This window comes from Shewanella metallivivens, assembly GCF_028750675.1.
Lineage (GTDB): Bacteria > Pseudomonadota > Gammaproteobacteria > Enterobacterales > Shewanellaceae > Shewanella > Shewanella metallivivens.
Genome location: NZ_JAQQPZ010000003.1, coordinates 91,019 through 115,082 on the forward strand (window position 1 = coordinate 91,019; position 24,064 = coordinate 115,082).

The window sequence follows — 24,064 nt, forward strand, 5'->3', positions numbered from 1 at the left end:
TTTTAGATGATGATAAGTTCACCATGCAAAGCGCCTGCCATTTTTAATGCTTCGAGTATGGCAAGTACATCAGATGGTGCGGCGCCCACTAAATTGACGGCTCTGACAAGCTCATCAAGGCTGGTGCCTGGATTAAACATAAACATACGACGGTCTTTTTCTGACACATCGATAGTGCTGTTGGTGGTCACTACAGTATCGCCACCGGCTAACGCATTAGGCTGTGACACTTGGGTAGCCTCAGCGATGGTGACCGTTAAGCCGCCATGGGTCACCGCAGCGGGTAATAATTTAACGTGCTGCCCCACTACTATGGTGCCGGTACGTGAGTTAACAATGACTTTGGCTGACTCATCAGCAGGCTCAACCTCAATGTTTTCAAGGGTTGATAAAAACGACACCCGTTGTGATGCATCACGCGGCGCACTCACTTGGATTGAAGTTGCATCAATGGCGCGGGCCATTTCTGGGCCGAGTAAATCATTAATGGCATCGGCCATGCGTTTTGCAGTTGAAAAGTCTGAGCGACGTAAATTAAATGTCAGGTAATCTCCGCTTGAAAATGGGCTAGCCACACTGCGCTCAACAATTGCGCCACTGGGGATACGGCCTACCGTTGGGGTATTTTGAATCACTTGTGAACCATCTAAACCTTCGGCGCTAAAACCACTCACGATAAGGCTGCCTTGAGCAATAGCGTATACGTTGCCATCAACCCCTTTTAGGAAGGTTTGAATCAGCGTACCGCCACGTAAACTTTTGGCTTCGCCTAAACTCGACACGGTAACGTCAAGGTTTTGACCCGGTTTAATAAACGCTGGCATGTCGGCGTGTACAGCAACTACGGCAACGTTTTTTGAGTTGGGTCTAACTGAGTCAGGCAAGTTAATGCCAAAGTTTTTAAGCATGGTGCGAAAGGTTTGCTCGGTATAACGGGTTTTTTCACCCGTGCCAGGTAAGCCCACCACCAAACCATAGCCAATCAACTGATTGCTTCTTACGCCTTGAATATTAGCAATGTCTTTAATCCGTTCAGCGTGAACGGGGGCGCTAAGGATTAACAATGAGGTCATAAGCGACATCAACAATTTGGTTTTCATGTCTTACTCCTTAAAAAGGCCACCAGTCGCTCATGAAAAACGAATTCAACCAACCCACTTTTTGTGAGTCTGCAAATGAACCGGTGCCACTGTATTGAATACGGGCATTGGCCACTCGGGTTGAATCGATGGTGTTGTCTGGGTTGATGTCTTGGCTGCGAACAATGCCAGTAACGCGAATAAACTCATCACCGTTGTTAATTGATATCCACTTTTCACCGCGAATAACGAGGTTGCCATTGCTTAACACCTGCATGACGTTGGCCGAAATGCTGCCGTCTAAACTGTTAGATTGATCAGCGTCGGCTTCGCGGGTGGTGTTGATGCTATCGGAATAGCCTAAATCAAGTGGAATACCATTAATGGTGACGTTTTTACCGCCGGCATAAACGGGTTCGACATTAAGGTCACTGCCTTTAGAGATTTCATTATTTGCGCTTTTTTTCGCTTGAGTAGACTCTTTTAACGTAACAGTAATGATATCGCCAACGCGATGAGCACGAATGTCGGAGTACAAGCTCGATGCTTGAGTATCAAGAAAAATAGATCCCGAAGCGGCAACTTGCGTCGGCGGCGTATCAGGGTAAACCGGCGCATAGTATGGGTCATCAGCAATCGGCTTTTTTTGTGTAGAGCTGCAGCCAACCAATAAAATCATCGACGCTAACGTAATATATTTAATCATGATAACTCCTTAGAGGTTCTGATTAACGTAAGACAGCATTTGGTCAACCGCTGAAATCACTTTTGAGTTCATCTCGTAAATACGTTGACCTTGAATCAAATTGACTAGCTCTTCTGTCACGTTAACGTTAGAGGTTTCTAGCGCCCCTTGACGAATAGCGCCTAAACCATCTTGTGAGGCAGTACCTTGAATAGGCGTACCACTGGCACCGGTTTCGGTGTAAAGGTTTTGCCCTAATGGGTCTAGCCCTGACGGATTGATAAAGTCTGTCATGGTGAGCTGACCAATAACCTGGCTTTCTGCGGTACCCGGGATTTGCACTGACACTTCACCTTCAGCAGACACCGTGATACTGGTTGCATCGTCAGGCACCGTAATGGCTGGCTGCACAACATAACCTGAACCTGGGGTCACAATTTGGCCGGTATCGTCCAAACTAAATTGCCCATTACGGGTGTAAGCTGCGGTGCCGTCTGGCATTTGCACTTCAAAAAAGCCAGAGCCTTCAATCATTAAATCTAATGAATTGTCGGTGGTTAACATGCTGCCCTGGGTAAACATTTTTTGGGTGGCAACCACTTTAGTACCTGCGCCAATGTTTAGGCCATTAGGTAGTTTGGTGTTGTCTGCACTGACACCACCGGCTTGATTGACGGTTTGATACAACAAATCTTCAAACACCGCGCGACTTTTTTTGAATCCTACCGTACTGGCGTTAGCCACGTTGTTAGAAATAACCGAGATGTTGGTTTGTTGGGCATCGACACCGGTTTTACTTATCCATAACGCTGGAATCATAACTATTACTCCTAACTAATTCTCATCAAGGAAGTCGACGCGCGATCAATCTCTTCGGCGTTCTTCATCATTTTGACTTGCATTTCGTATTGACGTTGAATGTCAATCATCGCGACCATTTCATGCACCGAGTTGACGTTACTGCCTTCAACCGCGCCACTTTCTACTTCAACATTAGGGTCATTTGGGGCATTGCCGCCGGCCATGAGACGAAATAAACCGTCTTCACCGCGCATCATTTGATTGTTACCTGGGTTAACCAGTTTGATGCGAGCAACTTCTTCAATCACTTCTGCTGTCGCGCCTTGTGGCCTAACAGAGATAATACCGTTGGCGGCAATTTCGACTTTTTCAATTGGCAACGGTAATACGATTGGCCCTGCATCTCCCATCACGGGGCGATTACTGCTGTTAAGCAACAAACCTGTACTGTCAAATTTTAAACTGCCGGCACGGGTGTAGGCTTCAGAGCCATCTGCCGCTTGAACGGCTAACCAACCATCGCCTTTAACGGCAACATCTAAGTTACGGCCTGTTGTGACAATGGGGCCACTTTCAAAGTTAGTGCCAGGGCTTTCAATCATCGAGAAAACACGACTCGGCAAACCTTCACCAAACGCTTGCATAGCACGAGCTTGCGTCATGTCAGCTTTAAAACCGTCAGTATTGGCGTTGGCAAGGTTGTTAGCACTGACCGCTAAGGCATTCATGCCTTGCTTAGCGCCAGTCATGGCAACATAAAGAAATTTGTCCATTTGCTGCTCCGTCAAACTTTCTACAAAAATAACATATGCAGTGATAAAGCAAGCATCGTGCCAACGAAACTTACTTAGACAGCTCTAAATTTAATATGTTGAATATAAAGGAGTTAAGCTAATAGGAAGATGTGACTAAGAGTCAAAAAAACAGCAGTAGTACGGTAAAAGATGTGAGGTAAACTTAACATGGCAAGGTGTTGCCGATAACGGCAACACCTTGTGTGTTAATCAAACATAGTGAGTAAAGATTAACGGATCTGTAGTACTGTTTGGTTTAGGGTATTGTTCACTTCAAGGGTACGAGAGTTAGCCTGGAAATTACGCTGAGCCGAGATTAAATCTACCAATTCGGTGGTTAAATCTACGTTAGATTGCTCAAGTGCAGATGACTGAATACCACCAAACGTACCGCTATTTGCTTCACCGGCTAATGCTTCGCCTGAATCTAAACTGGCTTTCCATGACGTATTACCCACCTGGGTTAATCCTTGCTCGTTAGCAAAACGCACTAAGGCAACACGGGCTAACGGTACGGTTGAACCATTACTGTAACTGGCGGTGATTAAACCATCTGAACCAATACCCACATTGGTTAAACGGCCCACGGTAATACCGTCCTGGCTTAATGCCGTGACTTCAAATGGCGACGAATATTGAGTTGGGCTATCAAATCTCACTTCAATGGTTTGCGTACCATCGGCGCCCGGATCTAGCACTCCAGCACCCGTAGACCCAAGAGTTATCGTCGTAATAGGGTCAGGATCGCTTCCGGTGTAAGCGCCTACATCATTAAATGTCAACACCGAACCATTCCAAGTCCCCGCACTGGCTGTACCTGTTCCATCAGAAACACCATCGCCGTCAGTATCAGTGTTATATGTTCCGACGCTATCCACACTAACAGGCTCACCGTCTACTGCATAAAATGCCACCCAATTACTCTCACCGGTGAGTGATGCATTAGTTGGCTTAACAAAATAAGTGGTCATGATATGAGACTCACCTAATGAGTCATAAATGGTCACCGAGGTTGAGTTGTTATAGGTATCTGAGTTATCAGGATCAAAGGAAGCTGGATCTAACGCCTCTTCACCCACATTAAGGTTCATTTGCATCTCAACAAGCCCAGTTTTAACTGGACTACCTGCCGTATCAGGAATTTGAATGGGCTGGGTTGTGGTTAAACTCACTGAAGTAGAGTTCCCTTCATCATCGACAGGGAAGCCTTGTAAAAAGTTACCTGCTGCATCAACCATATAGTTGTCTGAATCAACTTTAAATGCACCAGCGCGAGTATAAGATAAATCTTGAGTGCCTACACCCGACGACGTAACAAAAAAGCCACCGCCGCTGATCGCCATATCCAATGAGTTGCTGGTAAATTGTAAACTGCCTTGATGAAATTGCTGCGCAACTTGAGTGGTTGTTACCCCGCCGCCGACAGCCGTTTTGCTGTTAGAAAAAATCGAGTTGGCATACACGTCGGCAAACTCAGCACGTGACTCTTTAAAGCCGACTGTGTTGACGTTAGCAATGTTGTTTGCTGTTGTATTTAAGTCTTTTTGCGCGGCAGAGATACCACTCAGAGCAATGTTAAATGACATAATTCACCTCAAATGTTTAATTCAAAATCTACAGGCTAGTTCAGCACTCAGTAAATATTGTTAAGTTTCAGATACGGCAAGTACGTCAGTTAACTTAATACCGCCGACACCGCGCAAATTCAAAATAGCCCCTGTTGCTGAAGTGCCTAATGACACACTGCTAACATGAGCATAAGTAGATACCGCTAACTCTTGTGCTTCACCGTCCACTTTTCCGCTGGCTTTAATTGAATACAAGCCTTCTTCCACTGGAGAACCATTTTTATCTAAACCGTCCCATGACACATCGATGTTTCCGCCTGCACTGCCGTCGACACTAAAGGTTTTAATCACCTGCCCCGATTGGTCTTCAACACTAACAGTGATTTTATCGATAGCCGATGGGGTACTGATAACACCGTTAATATTTGGGCTTTCAGCTGAAATAGCCCCTGTATCAGATGGAACAAGTACCTTACGCCCCACTAAGCCCGAGGCTTGTAAAGCCTGACTTGAACTCATTACCGTGTTGAGATTTAAAATCTCATCATTAAGATTAGAGATACCATCAACGGTTGAAAACGATGCCATTTGGGCAATCATTTGATCGTTATCGACTGGTTCAAAGGGGTCTTGCATTGATAACTGTTGGCTGAGCAATGCGAAAAAGTCTTCCTGTTTCAGCATTTGATCATTCGCTTCAGGTATCGCACTTTCTTCAGGTAACCTAATCGAATCAAGGAACGAGTTACCCGTTGTTGTCGTTGTGCTTTGTACCGAACTTTTTGTCACCGCACTCGTATTGGTCGTACTACTGGATGCTTGCGGTAAAGACTGACTGTAAGAATTAATTAGGCTCATAGCTGCCTCCTTGAAAAATCAAACTATTTACCCATATTCAATGTTTGTTGCAGCATGGATTTTGTCGCATCTGCTACTTGCACATTCATTTGGTAAGATCGCGAAGCAGAAATCATGTCTGCCATTTCTTCCATTACATTAACGTTTGGCTTGTAAATAAACCCATCACCATCAGCCAGCGGATGGCTTGGCGAATATTCTTTTATTAGAGGTTTGTCGCTTTCAACAATGCCTTTGACTGACACCCCTGGCGATTGATTTTGTTGGCTGTTGGCTTTGGCCATTTCAGCTTCAAACACAGGATGTCGCGCACGGTAAGTTTTATCGACGCTACTCGAAACAGAGTCAGCATTGGCTATGTTACTGGCAGTGGTGTTGAGCCTGACAGATTGCGCTGACATTCCAGAACCAGAAACATTAAAAATATTGTATAAACTCATGATTAATCACCTCGCAATGCTTTACGCATGCCACTAAATTTACTTTCAAGAAAACCCAGTGACATTTGATATTCGAGCGCATTTTGCATAAATGCAGTCTGTTCTTTTTGCGTATCAACGGTATTGCCATCGCCTGTGTCAGCTTGATTTGGCACGCGATATTGCACGTGCTGCTGCGTTAATGACGTTAAATCAAAATGTTTTTCTGTGGTTTGGCTCATGCTTAAGCCTTTTTGCTGAGACGTGGCCGCTTGCATAGCCGATGCAAAGTCTACGTCTCGCGCTTTGTAGTGAGGAGTATTGGCATTGGCGATATTACTTGAAATCACTTCAGCTCTTTGCGCACGCACGCCCAAAGAATATTGGTGAACACCTAATGCATTATCGAAATTAATCGCCATAAAATTGCCTCCGTCAGCTAACTGATAGAATTAAAGCAAGGGTTATGCCAACAATTTAAATATTAGGATAAACGATATTAAAAACGAACATGCCGACGAACGCCGGCATGAGATAAATTATAAACCATTAATTTAGCTAAACTTTTTTCTGGTAATAAATACCTGGGTTACAACGAACCATGTTAAATTCTTCGGTTAAACCGGCAATAGATTCTGACGCACCTAAAAATAAAATCCCTTTTGGATTTAGCGCGGCAGCAAATTGCCGCAAGATTTTTGCTTTTGCCTCTGGAGCAAAGTAAATCAGCACATTACGGCAAAAAATAATGTCGTATTTACCTAATAAGCTATAACTTTCAAGGAGATTGTGTGCTCTAAAATTAACTAAACGCTTTACATTATCTTTCACTTTCATGTTGCCTGACGGTAAAGCATCAAAAAACTGACGCTTTCGCTCATCAGACAAACCACGTGCTAACGCTAAACTGTCGTACTCAGCATTTTTACAGCGCTCAAGCATTGATGGTGATAAGTCCGTAGCTTGAATTGATGCACCGCCACTTAATGCGCCAGGTTTACGTTGTTGATACTCTAAAACCGTCATTGCCAACGAGTAGGGCTCTTGACCCGATGAGCAGGCAGCAGACCAAATTTTTAATGGTCGCCCGAGCTTGCTGTATTCAGGTAATAGTGTGTTGTGTAATAACTCAAAAGGATAACGGTCACGAAACCATAATGTTTCATTAGTGGTCATCGCATCAATAACTTCAGCACGTAACTGACGTTCAGTCGGTTTCATCGACTTTTTAACCACCTCTGATAATGACGGTAAATTATGTTTACCCATCAAAGGAGCCAAACGGCTACGCACTAAATATTGTTTATTCTCGCCTAACACAATACCGCTATGCTGCTCTAAAAACAGCCTAAATTGATTGTACTCTGCTTCAGCAAGTGATTTATCTGTCACATTATCATCCTAAAATAAGTAAGCTTTTATACGCTTAACAACTCAACCATTGTCATTATAAACTCAAATGCTTATTTACCGCAGCGGCTAATTCATCTGGGTTAAATTTAGCGATAAAATCATTTGCACCTACTTTTTGAACCATTGCTTGGTTAAATACCCCACTGAGCGATGTATGCAGTACCACTTTGATGTTTTTCAATTTAGGATCGTCACGGATTTCAGCGGTTAAAGTGTAGCCGTCCATTTCTGGCATTTCGATATCAGAAATAATTAACGGAATTTCGTGCGACACGTCATCCATTTCACTGGCAATACTCTTAAGCTTATCTAACGCTTCTTTTCCGTCTTTGGCGGTATCAATTTGTAGGTTTAATGATTCTAACGAGCGGATAATCTGCTTACGCGCAACCGCTGAGTCGTCAATAACCATAATATGGTAATGCTGTTCTCTGTCGATAGTCAGTGTTTCATTCACTTCTTTACTGATGGCTGTTTTTACTGGAGATATTTCATCAAGAATTTTTTCAACATCTAAAATCTCAACTAACTCACCTTCAATTTCAGTCACTGCGGTTAAGTAAGAATAACGACCAGCCCCCTGAGGAGGAGGCATAATCGCCGACCAATTCATGTTGATGATTCGCTCTACAGAGCTCACCAAAAAGCCTTGTACGCTGCGGTTATATTCAGAAATGATGATAAAACAATTTTCGGTAGAGGCTAACGGACGACCGCCCGTTGCTGCGCTTAAATCAATCACAGAAATGGTTGCACCACGAATGTGAGCAATACCTTTAACAAATGGGTTTAACTTAGGTAATGTTGTTAATGGCGGACATTGCAGAACTTCTTTTACTTTAAACACGTTAATGCCAAAGCGTTGACGGCCATTAAGTCTAAATAGCAGTAACTCTAATCTGTTTTGCCCAACAAGCTGGGTACGTTTATTTACTGATTCTAAAATGCTCGACATATCGCGGCCTTGTAGTTAACTGTCACCCTAAAGGATAAAATTTGTTATTAAAATTATAGTAAGCTTGGTCGTTTATCGTGGCTCATTATAATTGATACTTGGTTAGCCACACCCTTTATTGGTCGCTAACACGTGTTAATCATTGTATGCACGCTCCGGACGACAATACCAACCCACTAATTCAATCTAAAATAGGCATACAACTTGCTTTAAACTACTTTACAAGACAATACGGTACTTTATTGACGGAGGGTAACATTGATGGTTAGTCCTTATACCGTCCCGCTTTTTGTCTATCCAATACGCCATTATGGTTTGCGTATTTATGGCTTTTCAAAGTATAGGTGTATTCTGGCAAAACAAGCTAGTATCTTCATTATGAAAGTAATTTTTTTATGTTTTTTGTGCTCACTCTCGCTTTCTTTGCCCGCATTTGCCAGCGAAGAAGCTGTCGCTCCCTCATTATCGACCATTTATCAGTTAGCTAAAGAGGCGGTTGAAGAAAAAATAGATGTAGACTCAAATGCTAAGGTTGATATTACCCCTCAAAACCTCGAAGGGAGACTCACTCCACCGCGCTGTTACCCTCCCATATCAGTCGAATTAGCCAGCGACAGGGAAATATCTCGAAATAACACCGTAAAAATAGGTTGTGAAACACCCGATTATGATTATCCGTGGCAAATGTATTTGTCTGTAAGAGTGAGTATTCAGTACCCTGTAGTCGTAGCGGCAGAGTTATTATCACCCGATGAAATTATTGATTATCATCATTTAAGTATTGAGTATATCGATCAATACAGTTTAAAAGGTCAGTTTTTTTCTGATGTAAAAGCGTTAATTGGTTCGCGTGTTAAGCGCAGAGTTGCTAAGGATTCACCACTAATAGGCAATAACCTGTGCTTTGTGTGTAAGGGGGACATGATTTCAATTTATGCAAAAACCGAAAGCATACAGATAAAAACATTAGGTGAGGCCTTACGTGACGGTAATATTGGTGAATCAATCCGTGTTAAAAACAGTCAAAGTAACAAACAATTAGAAGCCATAGTAATTGCCGTTGGCGAAGTTGAAGTAAGAATGTAAAATAGACTAAAGTTTTTTCCTGGAGCGCCGATAGCCTGTAAGGAAAACCTGATTCATTACGCTGGAGCCTCACATGGCAATTGATATTAAGCACAATACTGCGACCAATACACAGATGCGCACCGCACGTGACACGCAGTCTACTTCGCAAACAAATACCGATGCGGCGCAAAAGTCTGCAACACCGGTTAAAACTGATTCGGTTAGCATCACTTCGCAAGCTCAACAGCTGCAAGGTGCTCAAACTAAAATGGCTGCATTGCCAGAAGTCGATCAGAAAAAAGTGGCTGAAATAAAACAAGCTATCTCAGAAGGTCGCTACAAAGTTGACCCAGAAAAACTAGCAGCAAATATTGCCAGTTTTGAAGCTGAATTAAGTGGCTTATCATTCGATAAAGAGTAGCAGTAACTCGTTACTCTTTATGGTATTTTCAACGAACTCTTCGGTGCTTAATGGCATCATAGGAAAGTGTTGATAACGTAAATAAAAGAGTAATATATGACCGATCTAACTGTGCTTCTTGATGCTCAGCATCAAACTCTGACTCAGCTAAAACAACTTATCAGCGACGAAAAAAATGCATTGCTAAAACAAGATGCAGACAAACTTCTGCAGTTGGCCAAAGACAAAATGCAGCGTATGAGTTTACTCAAAGTCACTGATGAAAAGCTCGCAGCACATCCTGAACATGACAAACTCACCTCTCAGCCAGAATTGGCCGAAAAAGTGGCATCAGCTAAAGCAATATTGGCTGAGTGCAAAGACATCAATGCACAAAATGCGAACTTAATCGAACACAATATTGCGACCATCAACCGCCTGTCTCAAGCACTGCAAGTGAGCCGAAATGCCTCTAGCCTTACCTATAATGACAAAGGTAAAACTTCAACGATTTCAACCTTAGGTAATGACTTTACCGCGTAGCACTGCGTCAATGCTGTGCGAATTGTAATGACTAAATGATGGCCATAAAAAAGCAGCGGGCAATACCGCTGCTTAACGAAAACAACTGTTAATTAAAACTAAGCCGTAACGCTTATTGCGCTAACATATCCTGCTTTAAGCTCTTTTGTGCTGGGTTATCACCTAACCAAATCTTTAATAATGCCTGACGAAAAGCCTCTCCCGCAATTTCGCCCTGCACTTTACCATTCTTAATACTGGTAACGCCCTTACCTTTTTGAGTGACAAAAGTGAATTGGTCGCCCTCAACAATTTCGTCAGCAAATAATTGGCTGAAGTGTTGGATATCCGATTTAATCGAACCAATATTATTATCGGTTGCCGCGTCAAAGCCTTCTTCTATGGCATTACGCATTTTGTCTGAAGTTATCATCCCCGACGTAATGGTTAACTGAATTACCGCAATGGGTTGTTCAAGTACGCTGTCTAAGTGATCTGCTGTTGTCGGCAAATATAAACTGCCAACATATAAGTCCATAAAAAACTTACTGCGCACACCTGCGCCATTAAGTACTAAAGCTTGTTCTGCAAATGTTGCTTGCTCGGCAATATCTACGTCGGCAACGACTTTTGCTTGAGCTACAACTGGCAACATCACAGCAAAAGCTAACCCAATTAATTGATTAAGTTTCATATATTCTCGTTATCGTTATGTATTTTATGCTTTAGGTAGGGGAACTGCCCATAAAGGCGCCAAGGCCGATTAGCCACGCATGCCCAATTTGTATTGACCGTTTTGCTCAAACATCAGTGCTTGTTTGTGTTTAGGCGCCATTAAAATTGGACCGTCATCAAAAAACAAAAAGCATTTCCAGTTACGCACAAATACGTCCCAGCGTGTTTCAATCACTTGATATTTTTCATAGCAAAAATAAACCACCGCTTCATCTGGCCATTGAATATGCTCAATAATCGCTTCTGGCAATGCGTTATCATTTGAATCCCACGCTGACTGCCAGTGTTCGGTTGCATTCCAGGCATCTTGCTTTGCTGGCCAATCACCTTTAGCAAATTGTTCAGCACGGCTGCTTTTATTGCTTATCCACTTATTCCAGACTTCCATGGCACTTTTATCAGCCAACGGCTTAATCAGTACCTTGTCATCATCTGACACAGGCAAATCTTTATGGTTAAAAATCCACTTACGTTTATAAAGATCAAACGGAATATATGAGTGTGACAAACAACTGCTCCAGGACAAAAAAATGAACAGCATTATAAAGCCTATAACAGGGCATTGAAACAAGTTAATTACATTAGACAAGTCTGATGCTATGTGGTGGTAATTTAAAAAAATTCCTTCTTTATGATCAATATAGACGAATAATGTATAAAATAATATTAAGCTATACTCTTGATGTGTTGATTTTTTGCTCAGTGACAGTGTTAAGTAGCCATGCTAAAGCCACCTCTTAATCAATTTGAATCAGTTAGTTGCAATATTCTACTTGGGTAAAATTAAAGTAGAACTAGTTAATTTTTGGCTTTATGATAAAGGGCTAAAGCAAACAGTTAAGTCGTCGGGCACCTACGCATAGACTAGCTTGTTAGCGACATTTGATAAGTTTGCAGTCTAAAAATAGCTCTATTTATTTAGTAAAAGTCATTGTATTGGTTACATAAATTAGGAATAAACAATGCTAAATAGTAAAACAGTACTTATCACTGGAGGAACAGGCTCTTTCGGTAAACAGTTTATCGAAACAATTCTTGAGCAATACCCAAAAGTAAAAAAGATTATCATTTATTCACGTGATGAGCTGAAACAGTTTGAAATTAGACAAAAATACTCTCACAAACTTTACCCACAACTGCGTTTCTTCATTGGAGATGTTCGCGATCAAAATAGGCTAATACAAGCATGTGAAGGGGTTGATGCCATTATACATGCAGCTGCTATTAAACAAGTAGATACAGCTGAATATAACCCGACCGAATGTATACGCACTAATATTGATGGCGCTGAAAATGTGATTCAAGCAGCTCTAAAATGCGGAGTAAAAAATGTAGTTGCACTATCTACCGATAAAGCTTGCGCCCCAATCAATCTTTATGGTGCAACGAAATTAGTTTCAGATAAACTTTTTGCAGCTGCTAACAATATTAAAGGATCTAAAAATATCCGCTTCAGCGTTGTTCGTTATGGTAACGTGATGGGGTCACGAGGTTCAGTAATTCCTTTTTTTATAAAGAAAAAAAATGAAGGCATCCTCCCTATAACCCATGAAAATATGACTCGTTTCAATATCTCACTTCAGGATGGTGTTAACATGGTTTTATACGCTCTTGAAAACCATCTTGGAGGAGAAATATTTGTTCCTAAAATACCATCTTATAGGATCTTAGATATAGCAAAAGCGGTTGCCCCTGAATGTAAAATAAAAATAGTCGGTGTTCGACCAGGAGAAAAATTACATGAAGAAATGATCACTGATACTGACTCATTAAATACAATTGATTTAGGTCGTTATTATGCAATCTTACCTTCAGTATGCTTTATGAACAACGAAGAAGATTTTATAAAACATCATAATGCAATAAAAGTACCTTTTGGATTTAAGTATAATTCAGAAACAAACACCGAATGGGAAACAGTTGAAAGCTTACGCGCTTTAATTAAAGAGCATGTAGATCCCGAATTTACTGTTTAAAGGATTAATTTTAATGTTAAAAATATTAGCAATTATACCCGCTCGAGGAGGAAGCAAACGTATTCCTGATAAAAACATAAAGTCTTTTTTAGGAAAAGAAATTATTAGCTACCCGATACAAGCATTAAAATCTGTTAAAAGAGTAACTAAAATTATAGTTTCAACAGATTCTGAAAAAATAAAAAAAGTAGCGGAAAAGTACAACTGTTTAGTTCCATATATGAGAAGCGAAAAGAATTCAGATGACTTCGCAACGACATTCGATGTCATATCAGAAGTTATTGATAAAGAATCTGATGTGTATGATTATATTTGTTGTGTATATCCCACATCCGTATTCACAACACCTGAAATACTTAATGAAGCAATTGACAGATTAATATCTAATAAACAAGCTTCAAGCATCTGTTCAGTTTTAGAATATAGCCATCCAATACAGCGATCATTAAAAAACAAGTCAGGTTTTTTAGTTTCAAATAATCCAGAAAATTACAACTGTAGAAGTCAAGATTTAGAGGTTAATTATCATGATGCTGGGCAGTTTTATATTTTTAAGCCCTATTCCGCGTTAAATGAAGCAAAACTTATCACAAAAAAATGTATTCCATACATAATAAAACCTAATCATGCACAAGATATTGACACTCATAATGACTGGACTTTGGCTGAGCTAAAATACACGTTAAAAAACAATAAGCCTATGCTATGAAAACGATATTACTTATAGGTTCAAATGGATTGCTAGGTTCTTCGTTATCAATTAAATTAAAAAATAATTTTAATTTAATTACCGTGACACGAAAATCAAGAGATAGCAGCTACCAAACTGATATGTCATCAAAAGTAGATAGCCATGATATATTTAACACAACAAACCCTGATATAATAATTAACCTTGCTGCTCTTACTGATGTAGACCTTTGTGAAAAAAATATATCGTTAGCATACAGGACAAATACAAAAATAGTTGAAAATATTGCGGATTATGCAATAAAAAAACCTAAAACATTTGTTATTCAAATCTCAACGGACCACCTTTATAATTTCAACATGTCAGCTGAAGAAGATATTAGAATCATTAATAATTATGCAATGACAAAATATTGTGCAGAAAAATGCTTAAATAATGTTAACTCTATAATATTACGCACTAACTTTTTTGGAAAAAGTTTAAGTTCTAGCGCTCAAGGCTTGTGTAATACAATGTACCAAAAGGCAGCTAAAGGGGAAGAGTTACACTTATTTAATGACGTATACTTTTCTCCAATATCAATAGATAGACTATGTGATATTATACTGATTTGTATAAAGAAAAAAATACCCGGAATATATAATATAGGTTCAAACAATGGCATGTCGAAAGAGTTGTTTATACTTTATTTTTTAAAATCATGCGGTCTACCAAACATAAAATATAAATCTATAAGTGTAGACGATTTTAAATTATCAACGGATAGACCTAAAGATATGAGAATGAATGTCAGTTTATTTGAAAAAACATATGGACTTAAACTTCCTACACTTAAATATGAGATTGAGAGCGTAGCAAATGACTTCAAAAAATAAATTTTCTAGCGAATTCAAAATTGGTAAGACTACAATATCAAGCCAAGGGGAACCTTATTTCATTGCGGATATAGGTGCTAATCACAACGGTAATCTAAATAAAGCAATAGAGTTGATTAATCTTGCTGCGAATGCAGGTGCAAATGCTGTAAAGTTTCAGCATTTTAAAGCTGATACTATTGTCAGTAAATATGGGTTTGAAACATTAACTGATGTAAAGTCTCATCAAAAGAACTGGAAAAAAACTGTATTCGAAGTATATCAAGATGCATCAATTAATTTAGATTGGACACAATCATTAATGGATGAAGCTAAAGTAGCAGGCGTAGAGTTTTTCACTAGTCCTTATTCGTTAGATTTGGTTGATTATGTAGATCAATATGTTTCAGCTTATAAGGTAGGCTCTGGCGATATTACTTGGCAAGATATTATTGATAAAATGGCATCAAAAGGAAAACCTATCCTTTTAGCATGTGGCGCCTCTACTTTAGATGAGGTTGACAGGGCCATTCAGCAAGCTCTTTCTCACACTGGTGAGATTGTTATAATGCAATGTAATACTAATTACACTGCTTCCCTAGAAAACTTTAAATATATCAACCTTAATGTAATAAAAACCTTCAGAACAATGTACCCAACTGCAATCCTTGGTTTGAGTGACCATACACCTGGACACTCTACTACTTTGGGAGCTATTGCTTTAGGAGCTAATGTTATTGAAAAACATTTTACAGATAATAATAATAATGAAGGCCCTGATCATAAGTTTGCTATGAATCCTAATTCATGGAATGAGATGGTTGAACGTTCAAAAGAACTTTATTTATCATTAGGCTCAAGCATTAAAAAAGTTGAGGATAATGAAAAGGATACAGTTATAGTTCAACGAAGATCTATTCGTTTACGCAACGAAGTAAAAATAGGTGATATACTAAAAGCTGATAATTTAGAATGTTTACGCCCATCACCTGAAGACAGTATAGCCCCCTATTACTTAAGTGAAGTCATAGGTAAAAAATCTTTAGAAAACATTCCTGCTGGAGAGTATATAAAATGGCATCAAATAAAATAGCAATTATAATTCCAGCATTTAATGAAGAAACAACAATAAACTTTGTCATAAAAGAAATTTTTGATTTAATTGATGATAAGATCAATATTATTGTTGTGAGTGACTGTTCAAGTGATAATACTGCATCTGTCGCCAATGAAAGTGGTGCTATAGTATTAGAGCTAACAAAAAATCACGGCTATGCTGGAGCAATAAATGAAGGGTTATCTCATGCAATTGCTAAGCTTGACGTTGATTATCTAATAACAATGGATGCCGATGGACAACACGATCCTAAATCGGTAAAAATATTAATAAATAGGTTACTTGTTAATGATATAGATCTTGTTGTCGGCAAGCGACAATATACAGCTAGGTTTTCAGAAAAGTTATATAGTCTTTTTTTTAAAATATATTTTAAAATTAACGATCCCCTTTGCGGTTTAAAAGGATATAAGAAATCTATATATCTTGAATATGGTACATTTGAAACCTTTGACTCTATTGGAACAGAGCTACTAACTTGGGCATTAATTAATAATAAAAATGTATCTCAAATTCCGGTAAAGATAAGATCACGGGAAGATAGCCCAAGGTTTGGTTCTGGTTTAATCATAAATCTAAAAATACTAAAAAGCTTAACAAAAACAATTGCATACATACTTATTAACAAGTTAAAAAATTAATTGCTCACTTATTTATAGCTTACAGTAATAATATTAATCATTTGAAACTATCTATATAAAATTAATCCATTTATTAATGCCTTCACTATAGATATAAATAATTAAAATTGACTGCACATCAAGAAAGACTAGATTTTGTATTATTAGGTTTACTTTTTATCTCATAGTCAACGACCTTGAGGCAAGAGCACAGGTGTTTATCGAACATCGGTTAGTCATTAAATGATCTGCTGTAATGCAATAAATCTTAATAATTAACATTTTTTATTGTTCATTTTTTGTAAATTAAGTGTGGCGTTTAAAAAAGTAAGCACTCACAGAGTGACTGTTTCAACGAACTTACATGCCTTTAAGAGCGAAAATACGCTAAATGTCCATGAATGAATCCGAACTATCAAAACAAAGTTTTGAAAATACTTAAAAACTCAAAAAACATTTATGGTCTCCCCACAGGTGAGTTTGGCTGACTTTAACCAAAGTTAACCAAAATTAACTAAATGTTATTTATCAATACCTTAAATCGAAATTCACGTTTTTGACATTAACCAAAATTACTGTAAATTAGTCAAAATAGATTCCAGAGGCGGCACATAGGCGGCACAACTTTTGAGGCTAAGTGATTATGAGTAAAGAATTTACTTTCAATAAACGTTGTTTTGAACAGCTAAAAAGTGCCCCAAAACGCTATAGAATTGCCGATTTAGACCAAAGAGAGTCAGTAAAAGGCCTAATTTTAGAAGTTATGCCATCAGGAAAAAAGTATTTTCGCTTTAGACGTAAGCACTTAGGCAAAGACGTTGCCGTCACTATTGGCCTCTTCCCCAATTTGACCATTGAGCAGGCACGCAAGCAGGCTAAATTAATCGCGGTAGACATTGCCCAAGGTATTAACCCCAACGAATCTAAACGACAAGCCAAAGAAGCCATAGCGCTTGAAGATGCCCTATCCATTTCAGTTCAACAATTATTTGACGCCTATGTTGCTGAGTTCAGCATTAAGATTAAGTCAGGTGAACGTCGGCAAAAGTCATTGGATGATGTTCATTCCATTTGGAACAAACATATCAAACCGCGCATTGGTCATTTAAGAGTTGAAAGCATTTCTAAAACGGATGCTGACAATTTCATTAAACTCATTATCACCAAAAATTCCGCCGCAATTAGAAATAAATGCCTAACCTTGCTCAAGTCAATGTTCAACGACCAACCGCTAAACCCGTTTGTGCATATCAAAAAACTAGCAGGTACTAAACGAGAGCGTATTTTAGCCGAGCATGAAGTCAAGCGACTACTAGAAGCCTTAGAGTTAGAGCTTCCTATTTACCGCGATGTGGTGATGATGTTGCTATTAACAGGCCAGCGCAAAAGCTGTGTTTTTAGCATGGAATGGCGCGAGATAGATCATCAACGTGGCATTTGGCTGATTCCAACCAGTAAAATGAAAGTTAAAAAGCCTCATGCTGTGCCACTCACTAAAGAAGCGATGGATATTCTGACTAGACGCAGCCAAGACGCTGTTAAAGGTGAGCGTTTTGTATTCCCGAGTGAGCGCAGTCAATCAGGCCATATAATCGAAAAGGCAGGCAAAGGCAGCTTCTGGCATCGCATCACAGAACGCGCAGAGCTTCGTGGCGCTGAAAAAGGTGATAACGTTACCATTCACGATTTAAGGAGAACCATAGCAAGTTGGAGCGTCATGCGAGGCGGTAACATTCAAACCACCAGTAAGCTGCTAGGCCATAGCGATATCAGTATTACGGCTAGTACTTATGCGCATTTAGATATTGAACATGTTAGGGCTGAATTGGGTATTACTACGGCTCACCTATTAGGTACTTTTCAACATGAGTCGAATGTTGATAGGTTAGTGAGGGAGATTAAGCTACTCTCGAATGAAGAGCAGCAGGAACTATTGAGATTATTAACTACCAACTGAATTTGTGGGTCGATTTTTACGTTGGGGAAAATATGATCTGAATTTTAATGGATAAAGCAGCTGGCCAATTAAGTTTCCACCAACATTATATGAAATACCTAAAGGAACATTACACAAGCTTGGCACTCGGTATGTTCCAAAAACTCTGTCGAAAATAGAAAAAACAGTCGCAAAATTTGTATTGTGTGCAGCAGATTCGGCAGCATGATGCCATCTATGCATTACTGGTGAAACAAAAATTTTATTCCAACGTCCATAATCCCAAGGTAAATCCGCATGAATAAAATAACCATAATAGTGACGTACTAGATTACTCGCTATTAAGGCATATGGCGGAAAACCAAGACTCAAAAGAAATATCGAATCAATAACCATTGTTGATAACCTATTGAACGGATGGAATCTTTGTAAGGTTAACCATGTCATATGAGTATCAGAATGATGCATCGCATGTGAAGGCCATAATAATCTAGTATGCTCCAATCTATGCCGCCAATAGCCTATAAAGTCTCCACAAAAGATAGCAACCAAAATAACTAATATTTCCGGAACTGAAACCCAGATAGCACTCAAGTAATCAAACGAATAAATCCAATCGACATTAAAAGCAACCATTGGAAGTAAAATCAAATTAAAGCACATGATACTTAAGTTAAACATACTATTAGAAAAACTATTTCTAAAAGCCGTTACAGCCTCTTTGCCTTTGACAAGAAAAGCGAGTAAAAAGAACAGCACACTTAACATGCCTAAATTTAAAATTGCTGTAGAAACGACATTCCAAATTTCATAAATAATTTCAATCACTATAAATATCCAATCATTCTTAACTTAGCGTTAAATATCCATTTAATCATATGAAAGTTCAAGTGTTAACAAATAATTTAGCTATAAACAATCCTAGCAGCGAAAGCCTTCTATAGCTGAGCATTTTATTTAACCCATAGACTTGTTCACGTATAAAAAAGGATGGTAAAGGCAGCTTTTAGCATCGCATTACCGAACGTGCAGAGCTTCGAGGCACAGAAAAAGGCCTACGCTTTCAAAAGAGTTGTCACCATTCATGATTTAAGGCGAACCATCGCCAGCTGGAGCGTCATGCGAGGCGGTACCATTCAAACGACGAGTAAGCTGTTAGGCCATAGCCCTAGGGATTTAAACAAGAGCCAGTATCACAGCCAGCACTTATGCGCATTTAGATATTGAACAAGTTAGGGCTGAATTGGGAATTACTACCGCTCACTTGTTAGGGACTTTTCAGCACGAATCGAAAATGGATAGGTTAGTGCGGGAAATAGAAGAGCTCTCCACGGAGGAAAAGAGAGAGCTGCTTGAGAGGATAAGCTAAGGTTTGATATTATTAAATTTAAAATGGAAGTATATGTATATTTTTACGATCGAAAATGGCTTTTTTTATTATAGCTTCTTTTGCTAAATTCACATCAGGAGCGAACAATACAACGGCTAAGTCTTTGGTCGATCTAGAACAAGAAACATAGAAGAGCCTTCTCGTTCGATCTATTACGGAATCTATACCTTGCTTTATATTTGATTCGTCTTTGTCTGAAAGTTTAGTAAATCCAAAGTACTTCCCATATGAGAAAGAGTTCCCACTGTCCTCTTCATCACTTAGAACTGTCATCACTCGTTCAAACTCAGCTCCTTTGACTCCTTGCTGAGTTGCAAAAGGAGACATCTCCTTTATGTATTTATTGTAATTCCAAAGTTCTTTAGCAGGGCTTGCTAAGAATGCTTGAATTCCATCTGATTCTGAAGTTTCGGAAAAACTGTTGTCTAAATATGGTAAAAACCGCTCATCTATTGAAAGCAATTGATTATCAATAATAAAATTAAGAACCTCTCTTATTTTAATTTGACTGTCGATGGACATCAGATCTAATAGTTGCGAAATACTTTCGGATAATGAACTTAGTACAGAGGAAATCTCCGTACTAATGCTGTTAATAGCAGTAAGCAAGGGGGAATGAATCTTTAGGGAAGAAATAACTTCAAAATGATTTCCATTTCTAGCTGACTCAATGAGAGGTAGAAGTATTCTTATAAATAGACGTAAAACCCATGCAGATCCATCTTTAAGGCCAGCTTTTAAATTGGTATCTCCATTATCATTAAGAGATGAATATATATTTATAAAGCCTAACCGTGTAGCTGCCATCCTATGAACAACAACTAGAATTTTTACTTTTCTATCTTCTCCTTCAGCTTCTACTAACCAAAGAGGATCGTTATTTTTTTCGGACAGATACTTTCTTACATTACTCAATCTATCTGTATTTGACTCTTCTAAAGGGAATATGAAGAGATTCGCTGTTCCTTCAATGAACTGGTTAACTCCATCTATTTCTATAGTTCTGCCTCTAACTTGTTCAAGCTTGTCATCTTCAGATCTGATCTGATTGATAACCCTCAAAATGCTCTGGGGACATCGAAAGTTTTCGGGTTTCCTAATACTTATCCAGCTTTCATCTACCTCAATTTTTCCAATACCATCCATATATATTTTTTGCATAGGGTCGCCAAAGAAGCCTAGACAGAAATTGCCGGTAATTTCCAGATAAATTGATTTTAATGCAGCTACAAATTGTGGATTTGTATCTTGACTTTCATCTACAAAAATAATCGGAAACCTCTTGGCTACGAGCTTTCTTAGTAGTGGTTGTGCAAGAATTAAATCTGGCCCTAACTTTAGAATATCACTGTGGCCAAGAATACCACTTTGATAGTTGCTACCTGTACCGTACGTAAAATGAGAAACAGCTGAGATGTTAGGTATTTGAAGTTTATAACGAGCAATATCATTTCTTAGGCTTTCTCGGGTAGCCTCTCTAGTACGTGAATTAGCAATTTTTTCATTAGCTTTTAATATTTTATGTTCAAGCTTTGTTGTTATCCAGCTAGCAATATCTTCAGTAAATGGACGTATTAGGGTCCAAAGAAAACTATGTATTGTTGATATATGAAATAGGGAAGCGTTACCAACATCGCCCCATATCTCTTTTACTGCAATATCAGTATAAGTTATGCAGGCAATCTTCTGACCTCTTGATAAAAGTGGTTTTCCTTGAGTTTGAGCTAAATGGCTTAAAGCCTTAACTAAAGATGTTGTTTTTCCTGAACCAGCCCCTGCGATCATTACAAAACCAGTCGTTTGACTCAGACTTAGACTTAGACATTCTCTAAGTTGCAAATCGGCATTCGTGTCGGGAGAGTCTATTCTACTAGTCATTATCTACCCCCTGATTACTTTCTTGTATTAGTTGTTCCTGTAGCCATAATAATCCTTCACTGATATATAAAGGTACCATCCAGTCATCTGAATTCTTCATGAGCAATCCAAGTGCAAATTCAGTTTTTTTGAATGAGCTACCTTTAATTCTTTTGTGCAACTTCTCAACTAATGTATCTAGTGAGTAATCATTACTTCTTGGAAAACGAAGTTTAATATCTTTTTGTTTAATATCTTGGCACCAATTAATATTTTCAAAAGCAAAAGATTCTTCAAGAGTACGGCCAGTTTTATTAGCGGAAACATCATTCCAAGTCATATTTACTGACGTTTGATAAGCAACCTTAACCAAGCTTGTTTCATTATTTTGGGTTTTATCTTCAGCTGTCGCTTGAAGTAAGTCACTTATATTATTTAAGCATGGTAACCATTGCCTTAACATTTGGTTTGAGGTGATTGAATTTTTTGTTTCAACTAAACAAGTCTTGCCTCTAATCGTTGCTTCATCTTCATCTTCATCTTCATCTTCATCTTCATCTTCATCTTCATCTTCTTCATATATCTGGCTATTATCGACACTGTCAATATCTGTAATAATTAAAGTCGTAATTCCTAAGTATTCAATCAAAGATTTAAATTTATGACCAAATGCTCCACCAATTTCTAGTATTGAAATGTAAGTTGACTTTAGTTCGGGGGCACTCTTTTCTATCATCAGAGGTAATAGTAAACGCTCCACATTTCCTTCAACTAAAATTGCAGCGTCAGCAAAAAATAGGTCGCAATGAGTCAATTTCATGTATCTTTGCAAAAAATCTCTTACTGGTTTTTGATCATCAGGGAAACTTTTGTAAAAACCATTCAAATTGAGAACCTTCGTGGAATGCTCAGATTCAGTCTTATGACGCCTAAAATAGCGTAATGGCAAAAATCCTCTCTCATATAAAATATGTGTAGAATGAGTGGTTATGACTAATTGGCTACTCAAAAATGCAGATTCTTCACCTTCAATCTTTAAAATATCAATAACTTTCCTTATAAAGGTCTGTTGTAATTGTGCGTGAAGATGTGCTTCTGGTTCTTCAATAAAAATTAGATGTAGAGGGGGACGATTCTCCTCTATATCCATCCACTGAGTATGAATATCAATCAATTCAACTACCATGTAAATTAGATTTTTATAGCCAAGTCCGTTATAGCGGTCTGGCAATGTTATAACATTATTTTCATTACCTGCTTCACCAAGGGAGTAATATACTTTTGCACCATCATTACTTGATAAGACTGTTGCGGGGTTTAATGTTGACTTGATAATTAATTTAGGATTATTGACACCTGGGTACCCTAAAACCCCTAATTTATCTAAAGTGGGTTTAAAAACCCGTGATAGATGCTGATTAAGTGTGAGTTCAGAAATTGATAAAGCTTGCATTGCATCATAATCTTCACCAAGCTTTTCAAGATTACGTTCATAGAATCGTCCTAACCGTTTTGATAATTCTTCAGTTCGGCTGCCATCATTACTATCAGAGAGATGTCTTTGAGCATTAAGAAAGTCTACTTTTAATATTGAATTCAATATTTCCTTCCCACTTCTAGACTTATCTTTAGGGATTAAGCTTGGTTTGTAACCTTCTGTTTCAATTAGTTCTTCAGTGAAGTTGCTTCTATTGAGAATGTAATACTTAAATTCAAACTCTTTTTTTAAATTATCCTCTAGATATTCATTTAAGTTTTTTGGTCTTGGGTGATACAATATTTCTTCATTTTCTCCTCTGCGGATATTTTTTTCTGCTTGTTTTTTTGCGGATAAAAAGTTAGTTAGTAATAGGTTTTGATCTACAGCAGAAAACTCAACTCTTAATCCAATCAAACTGTTGTTCCAGTTGAGATTGGGTAAAAGATCCATAACTCTATGCAAATCAGATTCTTCTACGTGAAACCATAGATCTATATACATAGATGGTAATTTACTATGTTGAACTTGATCGCCGAAAGAGGTTATTTCAGACCAGCAGTCCACATTAAAGTCATGTATAGAAAGCTTTTCTTTTGATGCTGTAGTAAAAAGTTGAAGCGCATGCCCTGTTGAGGTTTTTCCACTATTGTTGGAGCCAACGAAGATTGATAAGTCTTTATCAAGCTCTATTACTACATCTTTAAGTCTGCGAAAATTTTTTATTTTTACTGCATGTATATGCATGTGATATTCCTTTATCTTTAGTGGAAGAAAGCTAAATAACAATAGCCCTCAATTCGTAATTTAATCTACGCTGGAAAAGTATATCTTCTATATTAATTGGAA

The 24,064-nt window shown here is 38.5% G+C and carries 24 protein-coding genes; 9 read left to right on the forward strand and 15 right to left on the reverse strand.

Annotated features, from left to right (window positions below; translation table 11 throughout):
* Window positions 1–2 precede the first annotated feature (2 nt).
* The 10 genes from PQR79_RS05685 to PQR79_RS05730 form a co-directional block, all read right to left on the reverse strand.
* Window positions 3–1,100 (reverse strand): flagellar basal body P-ring protein FlgI, encoded by a 1,098-nt coding sequence (locus tag PQR79_RS05685; RefSeq protein ID WP_238107115.1) that lies wholly within the window; start codon window positions 1,098–1,100, stop codon window positions 3–5.
* Window positions 1,101–1,110: 10 nt separating this feature from the next.
* Window positions 1,111–1,785 (reverse strand): flagellar basal body L-ring protein FlgH, encoded by a 675-nt coding sequence (gene flgH, locus PQR79_RS05690; RefSeq protein WP_238107114.1) that lies wholly within the window; start codon window positions 1,783–1,785, stop codon window positions 1,111–1,113.
* A gap of 9 nt (window positions 1,786–1,794) precedes the next feature.
* Window positions 1,795–2,583: a flagellar basal-body rod protein FlgG gene (gene flgG, locus PQR79_RS05695; protein ID WP_188923629.1), complete on the reverse strand. Its 789-nt coding sequence runs from the start codon at window positions 2,581–2,583 to the stop codon at window positions 1,795–1,797.
* Window positions 2,584–2,594: 11 nt separating this feature from the next.
* A complete protein-coding gene (flgF, locus tag PQR79_RS05700) occupies window positions 2,595–3,338 on the reverse strand; it encodes a flagellar basal-body rod protein FlgF (protein ID WP_188917902.1) in 744 nt (247 codons plus the stop codon).
* 251 nt (window positions 3,339–3,589) lie between these two features.
* Window positions 3,590–4,945: a flagellar hook protein FlgE gene (gene flgE / locus PQR79_RS05705; RefSeq protein ID WP_274408414.1), complete on the reverse strand. Its 1,356-nt coding sequence runs from the start codon at window positions 4,943–4,945 to the stop codon at window positions 3,590–3,592.
* A gap of 60 nt (window positions 4,946–5,005) precedes the next feature.
* Entirely contained in the window at window positions 5,006–5,785 is a 780-nt protein-coding gene (flgD, locus tag PQR79_RS05710; RefSeq protein WP_238107113.1) for a flagellar hook assembly protein FlgD, read from the reverse strand.
* 23 nt (window positions 5,786–5,808) lie between these two features.
* Window positions 5,809–6,225, reverse strand: coding sequence for a flagellar basal body rod protein FlgC (flgC, locus tag PQR79_RS05715; RefSeq protein WP_238107112.1), 417 nt, complete (start codon window positions 6,223–6,225; stop codon window positions 5,809–5,811).
* Between the two features lie 2 nt (window positions 6,226–6,227).
* Window positions 6,228–6,626, reverse strand: coding sequence for a flagellar basal body rod protein FlgB (gene flgB, locus PQR79_RS05720; protein ID WP_188917894.1), 399 nt, complete (start codon window positions 6,624–6,626; stop codon window positions 6,228–6,230).
* A gap of 136 nt (window positions 6,627–6,762) precedes the next feature.
* Window positions 6,763–7,596 carry a CheR family methyltransferase gene (locus tag PQR79_RS05725; protein ID WP_238107111.1) on the reverse strand — a complete coding sequence of 278 codons (834 nt, stop codon included), beginning with the start codon at window positions 7,594–7,596 and terminating at the stop codon, window positions 6,763–6,765.
* 55 nt (window positions 7,597–7,651) lie between these two features.
* Complete coding sequence (locus PQR79_RS05730; RefSeq protein ID WP_238107110.1) at window positions 7,652–8,572, reverse strand: chemotaxis protein CheV; 921 nt, start codon at window positions 8,570–8,572, stop codon at window positions 7,652–7,654.
* 378 nt (window positions 8,573–8,950) lie between these two features.
* On the opposite strand from PQR79_RS05730, the gene flgA reads away from it, so the two are divergent.
* From flgA to PQR79_RS05745, 3 genes are all read left to right on the forward strand, one after another.
* Window positions 8,951–9,658, forward strand: coding sequence for a flagellar basal body P-ring formation chaperone FlgA (gene flgA / locus PQR79_RS05735; RefSeq protein WP_238107226.1), 708 nt, complete (start codon window positions 8,951–8,953; stop codon window positions 9,656–9,658).
* 73 nt (window positions 9,659–9,731) lie between these two features.
* Window positions 9,732–10,061: a flagellar biosynthesis anti-sigma factor FlgM gene (flgM, locus tag PQR79_RS05740; protein ID WP_238107109.1), complete on the forward strand. Its 330-nt coding sequence runs from the start codon at window positions 9,732–9,734 to the stop codon at window positions 10,059–10,061.
* Between the two features lie 96 nt (window positions 10,062–10,157).
* The gene (locus tag PQR79_RS05745; protein ID WP_238107108.1) at window positions 10,158–10,583 is read left to right on the forward strand and encodes a flagella synthesis protein FlgN; all 426 of its coding nucleotides are present in this window, start codon (window positions 10,158–10,160) and stop codon (window positions 10,581–10,583) included.
* A gap of 112 nt (window positions 10,584–10,695) precedes the next feature.
* On the opposite strand, the gene PQR79_RS05750 is transcribed toward PQR79_RS05745, so the two are convergent.
* Both PQR79_RS05750 and PQR79_RS05755 read right to left on the reverse strand, forming a co-directional pair.
* Window positions 10,696–11,256, reverse strand: a complete 561-nt coding sequence (locus tag PQR79_RS05750; RefSeq protein ID WP_238107107.1) for a chalcone isomerase family protein — start codon at window positions 11,254–11,256, stop codon at window positions 10,696–10,698.
* Window positions 11,257–11,325: 69 nt separating this feature from the next.
* Window positions 11,326–11,805, reverse strand: coding sequence for a DUF2947 domain-containing protein (locus tag PQR79_RS05755; RefSeq protein ID WP_238107225.1), 480 nt, complete (start codon window positions 11,803–11,805; stop codon window positions 11,326–11,328).
* 454 nt (window positions 11,806–12,259) lie between these two features.
* Here PQR79_RS05755 and pseB point away from each other — a divergent pair, with 454 nt between their 5' ends.
* From pseB to PQR79_RS05785, 6 genes are all read left to right on the forward strand, one after another.
* Entirely contained in the window at window positions 12,260–13,273 is a 1,014-nt protein-coding gene (pseB, locus tag PQR79_RS05760) for a UDP-N-acetylglucosamine 4,6-dehydratase (inverting) (RefSeq protein WP_238107106.1), read from the forward strand.
* 13 nt (window positions 13,274–13,286) lie between these two features.
* Window positions 13,287–13,982: a pseudaminic acid cytidylyltransferase gene (gene pseF / locus PQR79_RS05765; protein WP_238107105.1), complete on the forward strand. Its 696-nt coding sequence runs from the start codon at window positions 13,287–13,289 to the stop codon at window positions 13,980–13,982.
* A complete protein-coding gene (locus tag PQR79_RS05770; RefSeq protein WP_238107104.1) occupies window positions 13,979–14,839 on the forward strand; it encodes a sugar nucleotide-binding protein in 861 nt (286 codons plus the stop codon). Before pseF ends, PQR79_RS05770 begins: the two co-directional genes overlap by 4 nt.
* On the forward strand, window positions 14,823–15,911 hold the full coding sequence (locus PQR79_RS05775; protein WP_238107103.1) for an N-acetylneuraminate synthase family protein: 1,089 nt from the start codon (window positions 14,823–14,825) through the stop codon (window positions 15,909–15,911). The genes PQR79_RS05770 and PQR79_RS05775 overlap by 17 nt, the downstream gene beginning before the upstream one ends.
* Complete coding sequence (locus PQR79_RS05780; RefSeq protein WP_238107102.1) at window positions 15,893–16,576, forward strand: glycosyltransferase family 2 protein; 684 nt, start codon at window positions 15,893–15,895, stop codon at window positions 16,574–16,576. Before PQR79_RS05775 ends, PQR79_RS05780 begins: the two co-directional genes overlap by 19 nt.
* Before the next feature lie 622 nt (window positions 16,577–17,198).
* Entirely contained in the window at window positions 17,199–18,512 is a 1,314-nt protein-coding gene (locus PQR79_RS05785; RefSeq protein WP_238107101.1) for a tyrosine-type recombinase/integrase, read from the forward strand.
* Here the strand turns inward: PQR79_RS05785 and PQR79_RS05790 are convergent.
* From PQR79_RS05790 to PQR79_RS05800, 3 genes are all read right to left on the reverse strand, one after another.
* Complete coding sequence (locus PQR79_RS05790) at window positions 18,498–19,319, reverse strand: sterol desaturase family protein (RefSeq protein ID WP_238107100.1); 822 nt, start codon at window positions 19,317–19,319, stop codon at window positions 18,498–18,500. The two genes, PQR79_RS05785 and PQR79_RS05790, sit on opposite strands and share 15 nt — an antisense overlap.
* Before the next feature lie 559 nt (window positions 19,320–19,878).
* On the reverse strand, window positions 19,879–21,759 hold the full coding sequence (locus tag PQR79_RS05795; RefSeq protein ID WP_274408415.1) for a UvrD-helicase domain-containing protein: 1,881 nt from the start codon (window positions 21,757–21,759) through the stop codon (window positions 19,879–19,881).
* Complete coding sequence (locus tag PQR79_RS05800; RefSeq protein ID WP_238107098.1) at window positions 21,752–23,962, reverse strand: ATP-dependent nuclease; 2,211 nt, start codon at window positions 23,960–23,962, stop codon at window positions 21,752–21,754. The genes PQR79_RS05795 and PQR79_RS05800 overlap by 8 nt, the downstream gene beginning before the upstream one ends.
* Window positions 23,963–24,064: the final 102 nt, after the last annotated feature.

Bases quoted from the DNA above. Each gene is read 5' to 3' on its own strand.
- PQR79_RS05685 (WP_238107115.1), bottom strand. From the start codon at position 1,100: ATGAAAACCAAATTGTTGATGTCGCTTATGACCTCATTGTTAATCCTT.
- flgH (WP_238107114.1), bottom strand. From the start codon at position 1,785: ATGATTAAATATATTACGTTAGCGTCGATGATTTTATTGGTTGGCTGC.
- flgG (WP_188923629.1), bottom strand. From the start codon at position 2,583: ATGATTCCAGCGTTATGGATAAGTAAAACCGGTGTCGATGCCCAACAA.
- flgF (WP_188917902.1), bottom strand. From the start codon at position 3,338: ATGGACAAATTTCTTTATGTTGCCATGACTGGCGCTAAGCAAGGCATG.
- flgE (WP_274408414.1), bottom strand. From the start codon at position 4,945: ATGTCATTTAACATTGCTCTGAGTGGTATCTCTGCCGCGCAAAAAGAC.
- flgD (WP_238107113.1), bottom strand. From the start codon at position 5,785: ATGAGCCTAATTAATTCTTACAGTCAGTCTTTACCGCAAGCATCCAGT.
- flgC (WP_238107112.1), bottom strand. From the start codon at position 6,225: ATGAGTTTATACAATATTTTTAATGTTTCTGGTTCTGGAATGTCAGCG.
- flgB (WP_188917894.1), bottom strand. From the start codon at position 6,626: ATGGCGATTAATTTCGATAATGCATTAGGTGTTCACCAATATTCTTTG.
- PQR79_RS05730 (WP_238107110.1), bottom strand. From the start codon at position 8,572: ATGTCGAGCATTTTAGAATCAGTAAATAAACGTACCCAGCTTGTTGGG.
- flgA (WP_238107226.1), top strand. From the start codon at position 8,951: ATGAAAGTAATTTTTTTATGTTTTTTGTGCTCACTCTCGCTTTCTTTG.
- flgM (WP_238107109.1), top strand. From the start codon at position 9,732: ATGGCAATTGATATTAAGCACAATACTGCGACCAATACACAGATGCGC.
- PQR79_RS05745 (WP_238107108.1), top strand. From the start codon at position 10,158: ATGACCGATCTAACTGTGCTTCTTGATGCTCAGCATCAAACTCTGACT.
- PQR79_RS05750 (WP_238107107.1), bottom strand. From the start codon at position 11,256: ATGAAACTTAATCAATTAATTGGGTTAGCTTTTGCTGTGATGTTGCCA.
- pseB (WP_238107106.1), top strand. From the start codon at position 12,260: ATGCTAAATAGTAAAACAGTACTTATCACTGGAGGAACAGGCTCTTTC.
- pseF (WP_238107105.1), top strand. From the start codon at position 13,287: ATGTTAAAAATATTAGCAATTATACCCGCTCGAGGAGGAAGCAAACGT.
- PQR79_RS05770 (WP_238107104.1), top strand. From the start codon at position 13,979: ATGAAAACGATATTACTTATAGGTTCAAATGGATTGCTAGGTTCTTCG.
- PQR79_RS05775 (WP_238107103.1), top strand. From the start codon at position 14,823: ATGACTTCAAAAAATAAATTTTCTAGCGAATTCAAAATTGGTAAGACT.
- PQR79_RS05780 (WP_238107102.1), top strand. From the start codon at position 15,893: ATGGCATCAAATAAAATAGCAATTATAATTCCAGCATTTAATGAAGAA.
- PQR79_RS05785 (WP_238107101.1), top strand. From the start codon at position 17,199: ATGAGTAAAGAATTTACTTTCAATAAACGTTGTTTTGAACAGCTAAAA.
- PQR79_RS05795 (WP_274408415.1), bottom strand. From the start codon at position 21,759: ATGACTAGTAGAATAGACTCTCCCGACACGAATGCCGATTTGCAACTT.
- PQR79_RS05800 (WP_238107098.1), bottom strand. From the start codon at position 23,962: ATGCATATACATGCAGTAAAAATAAAAAATTTTCGCAGACTTAAAGAT.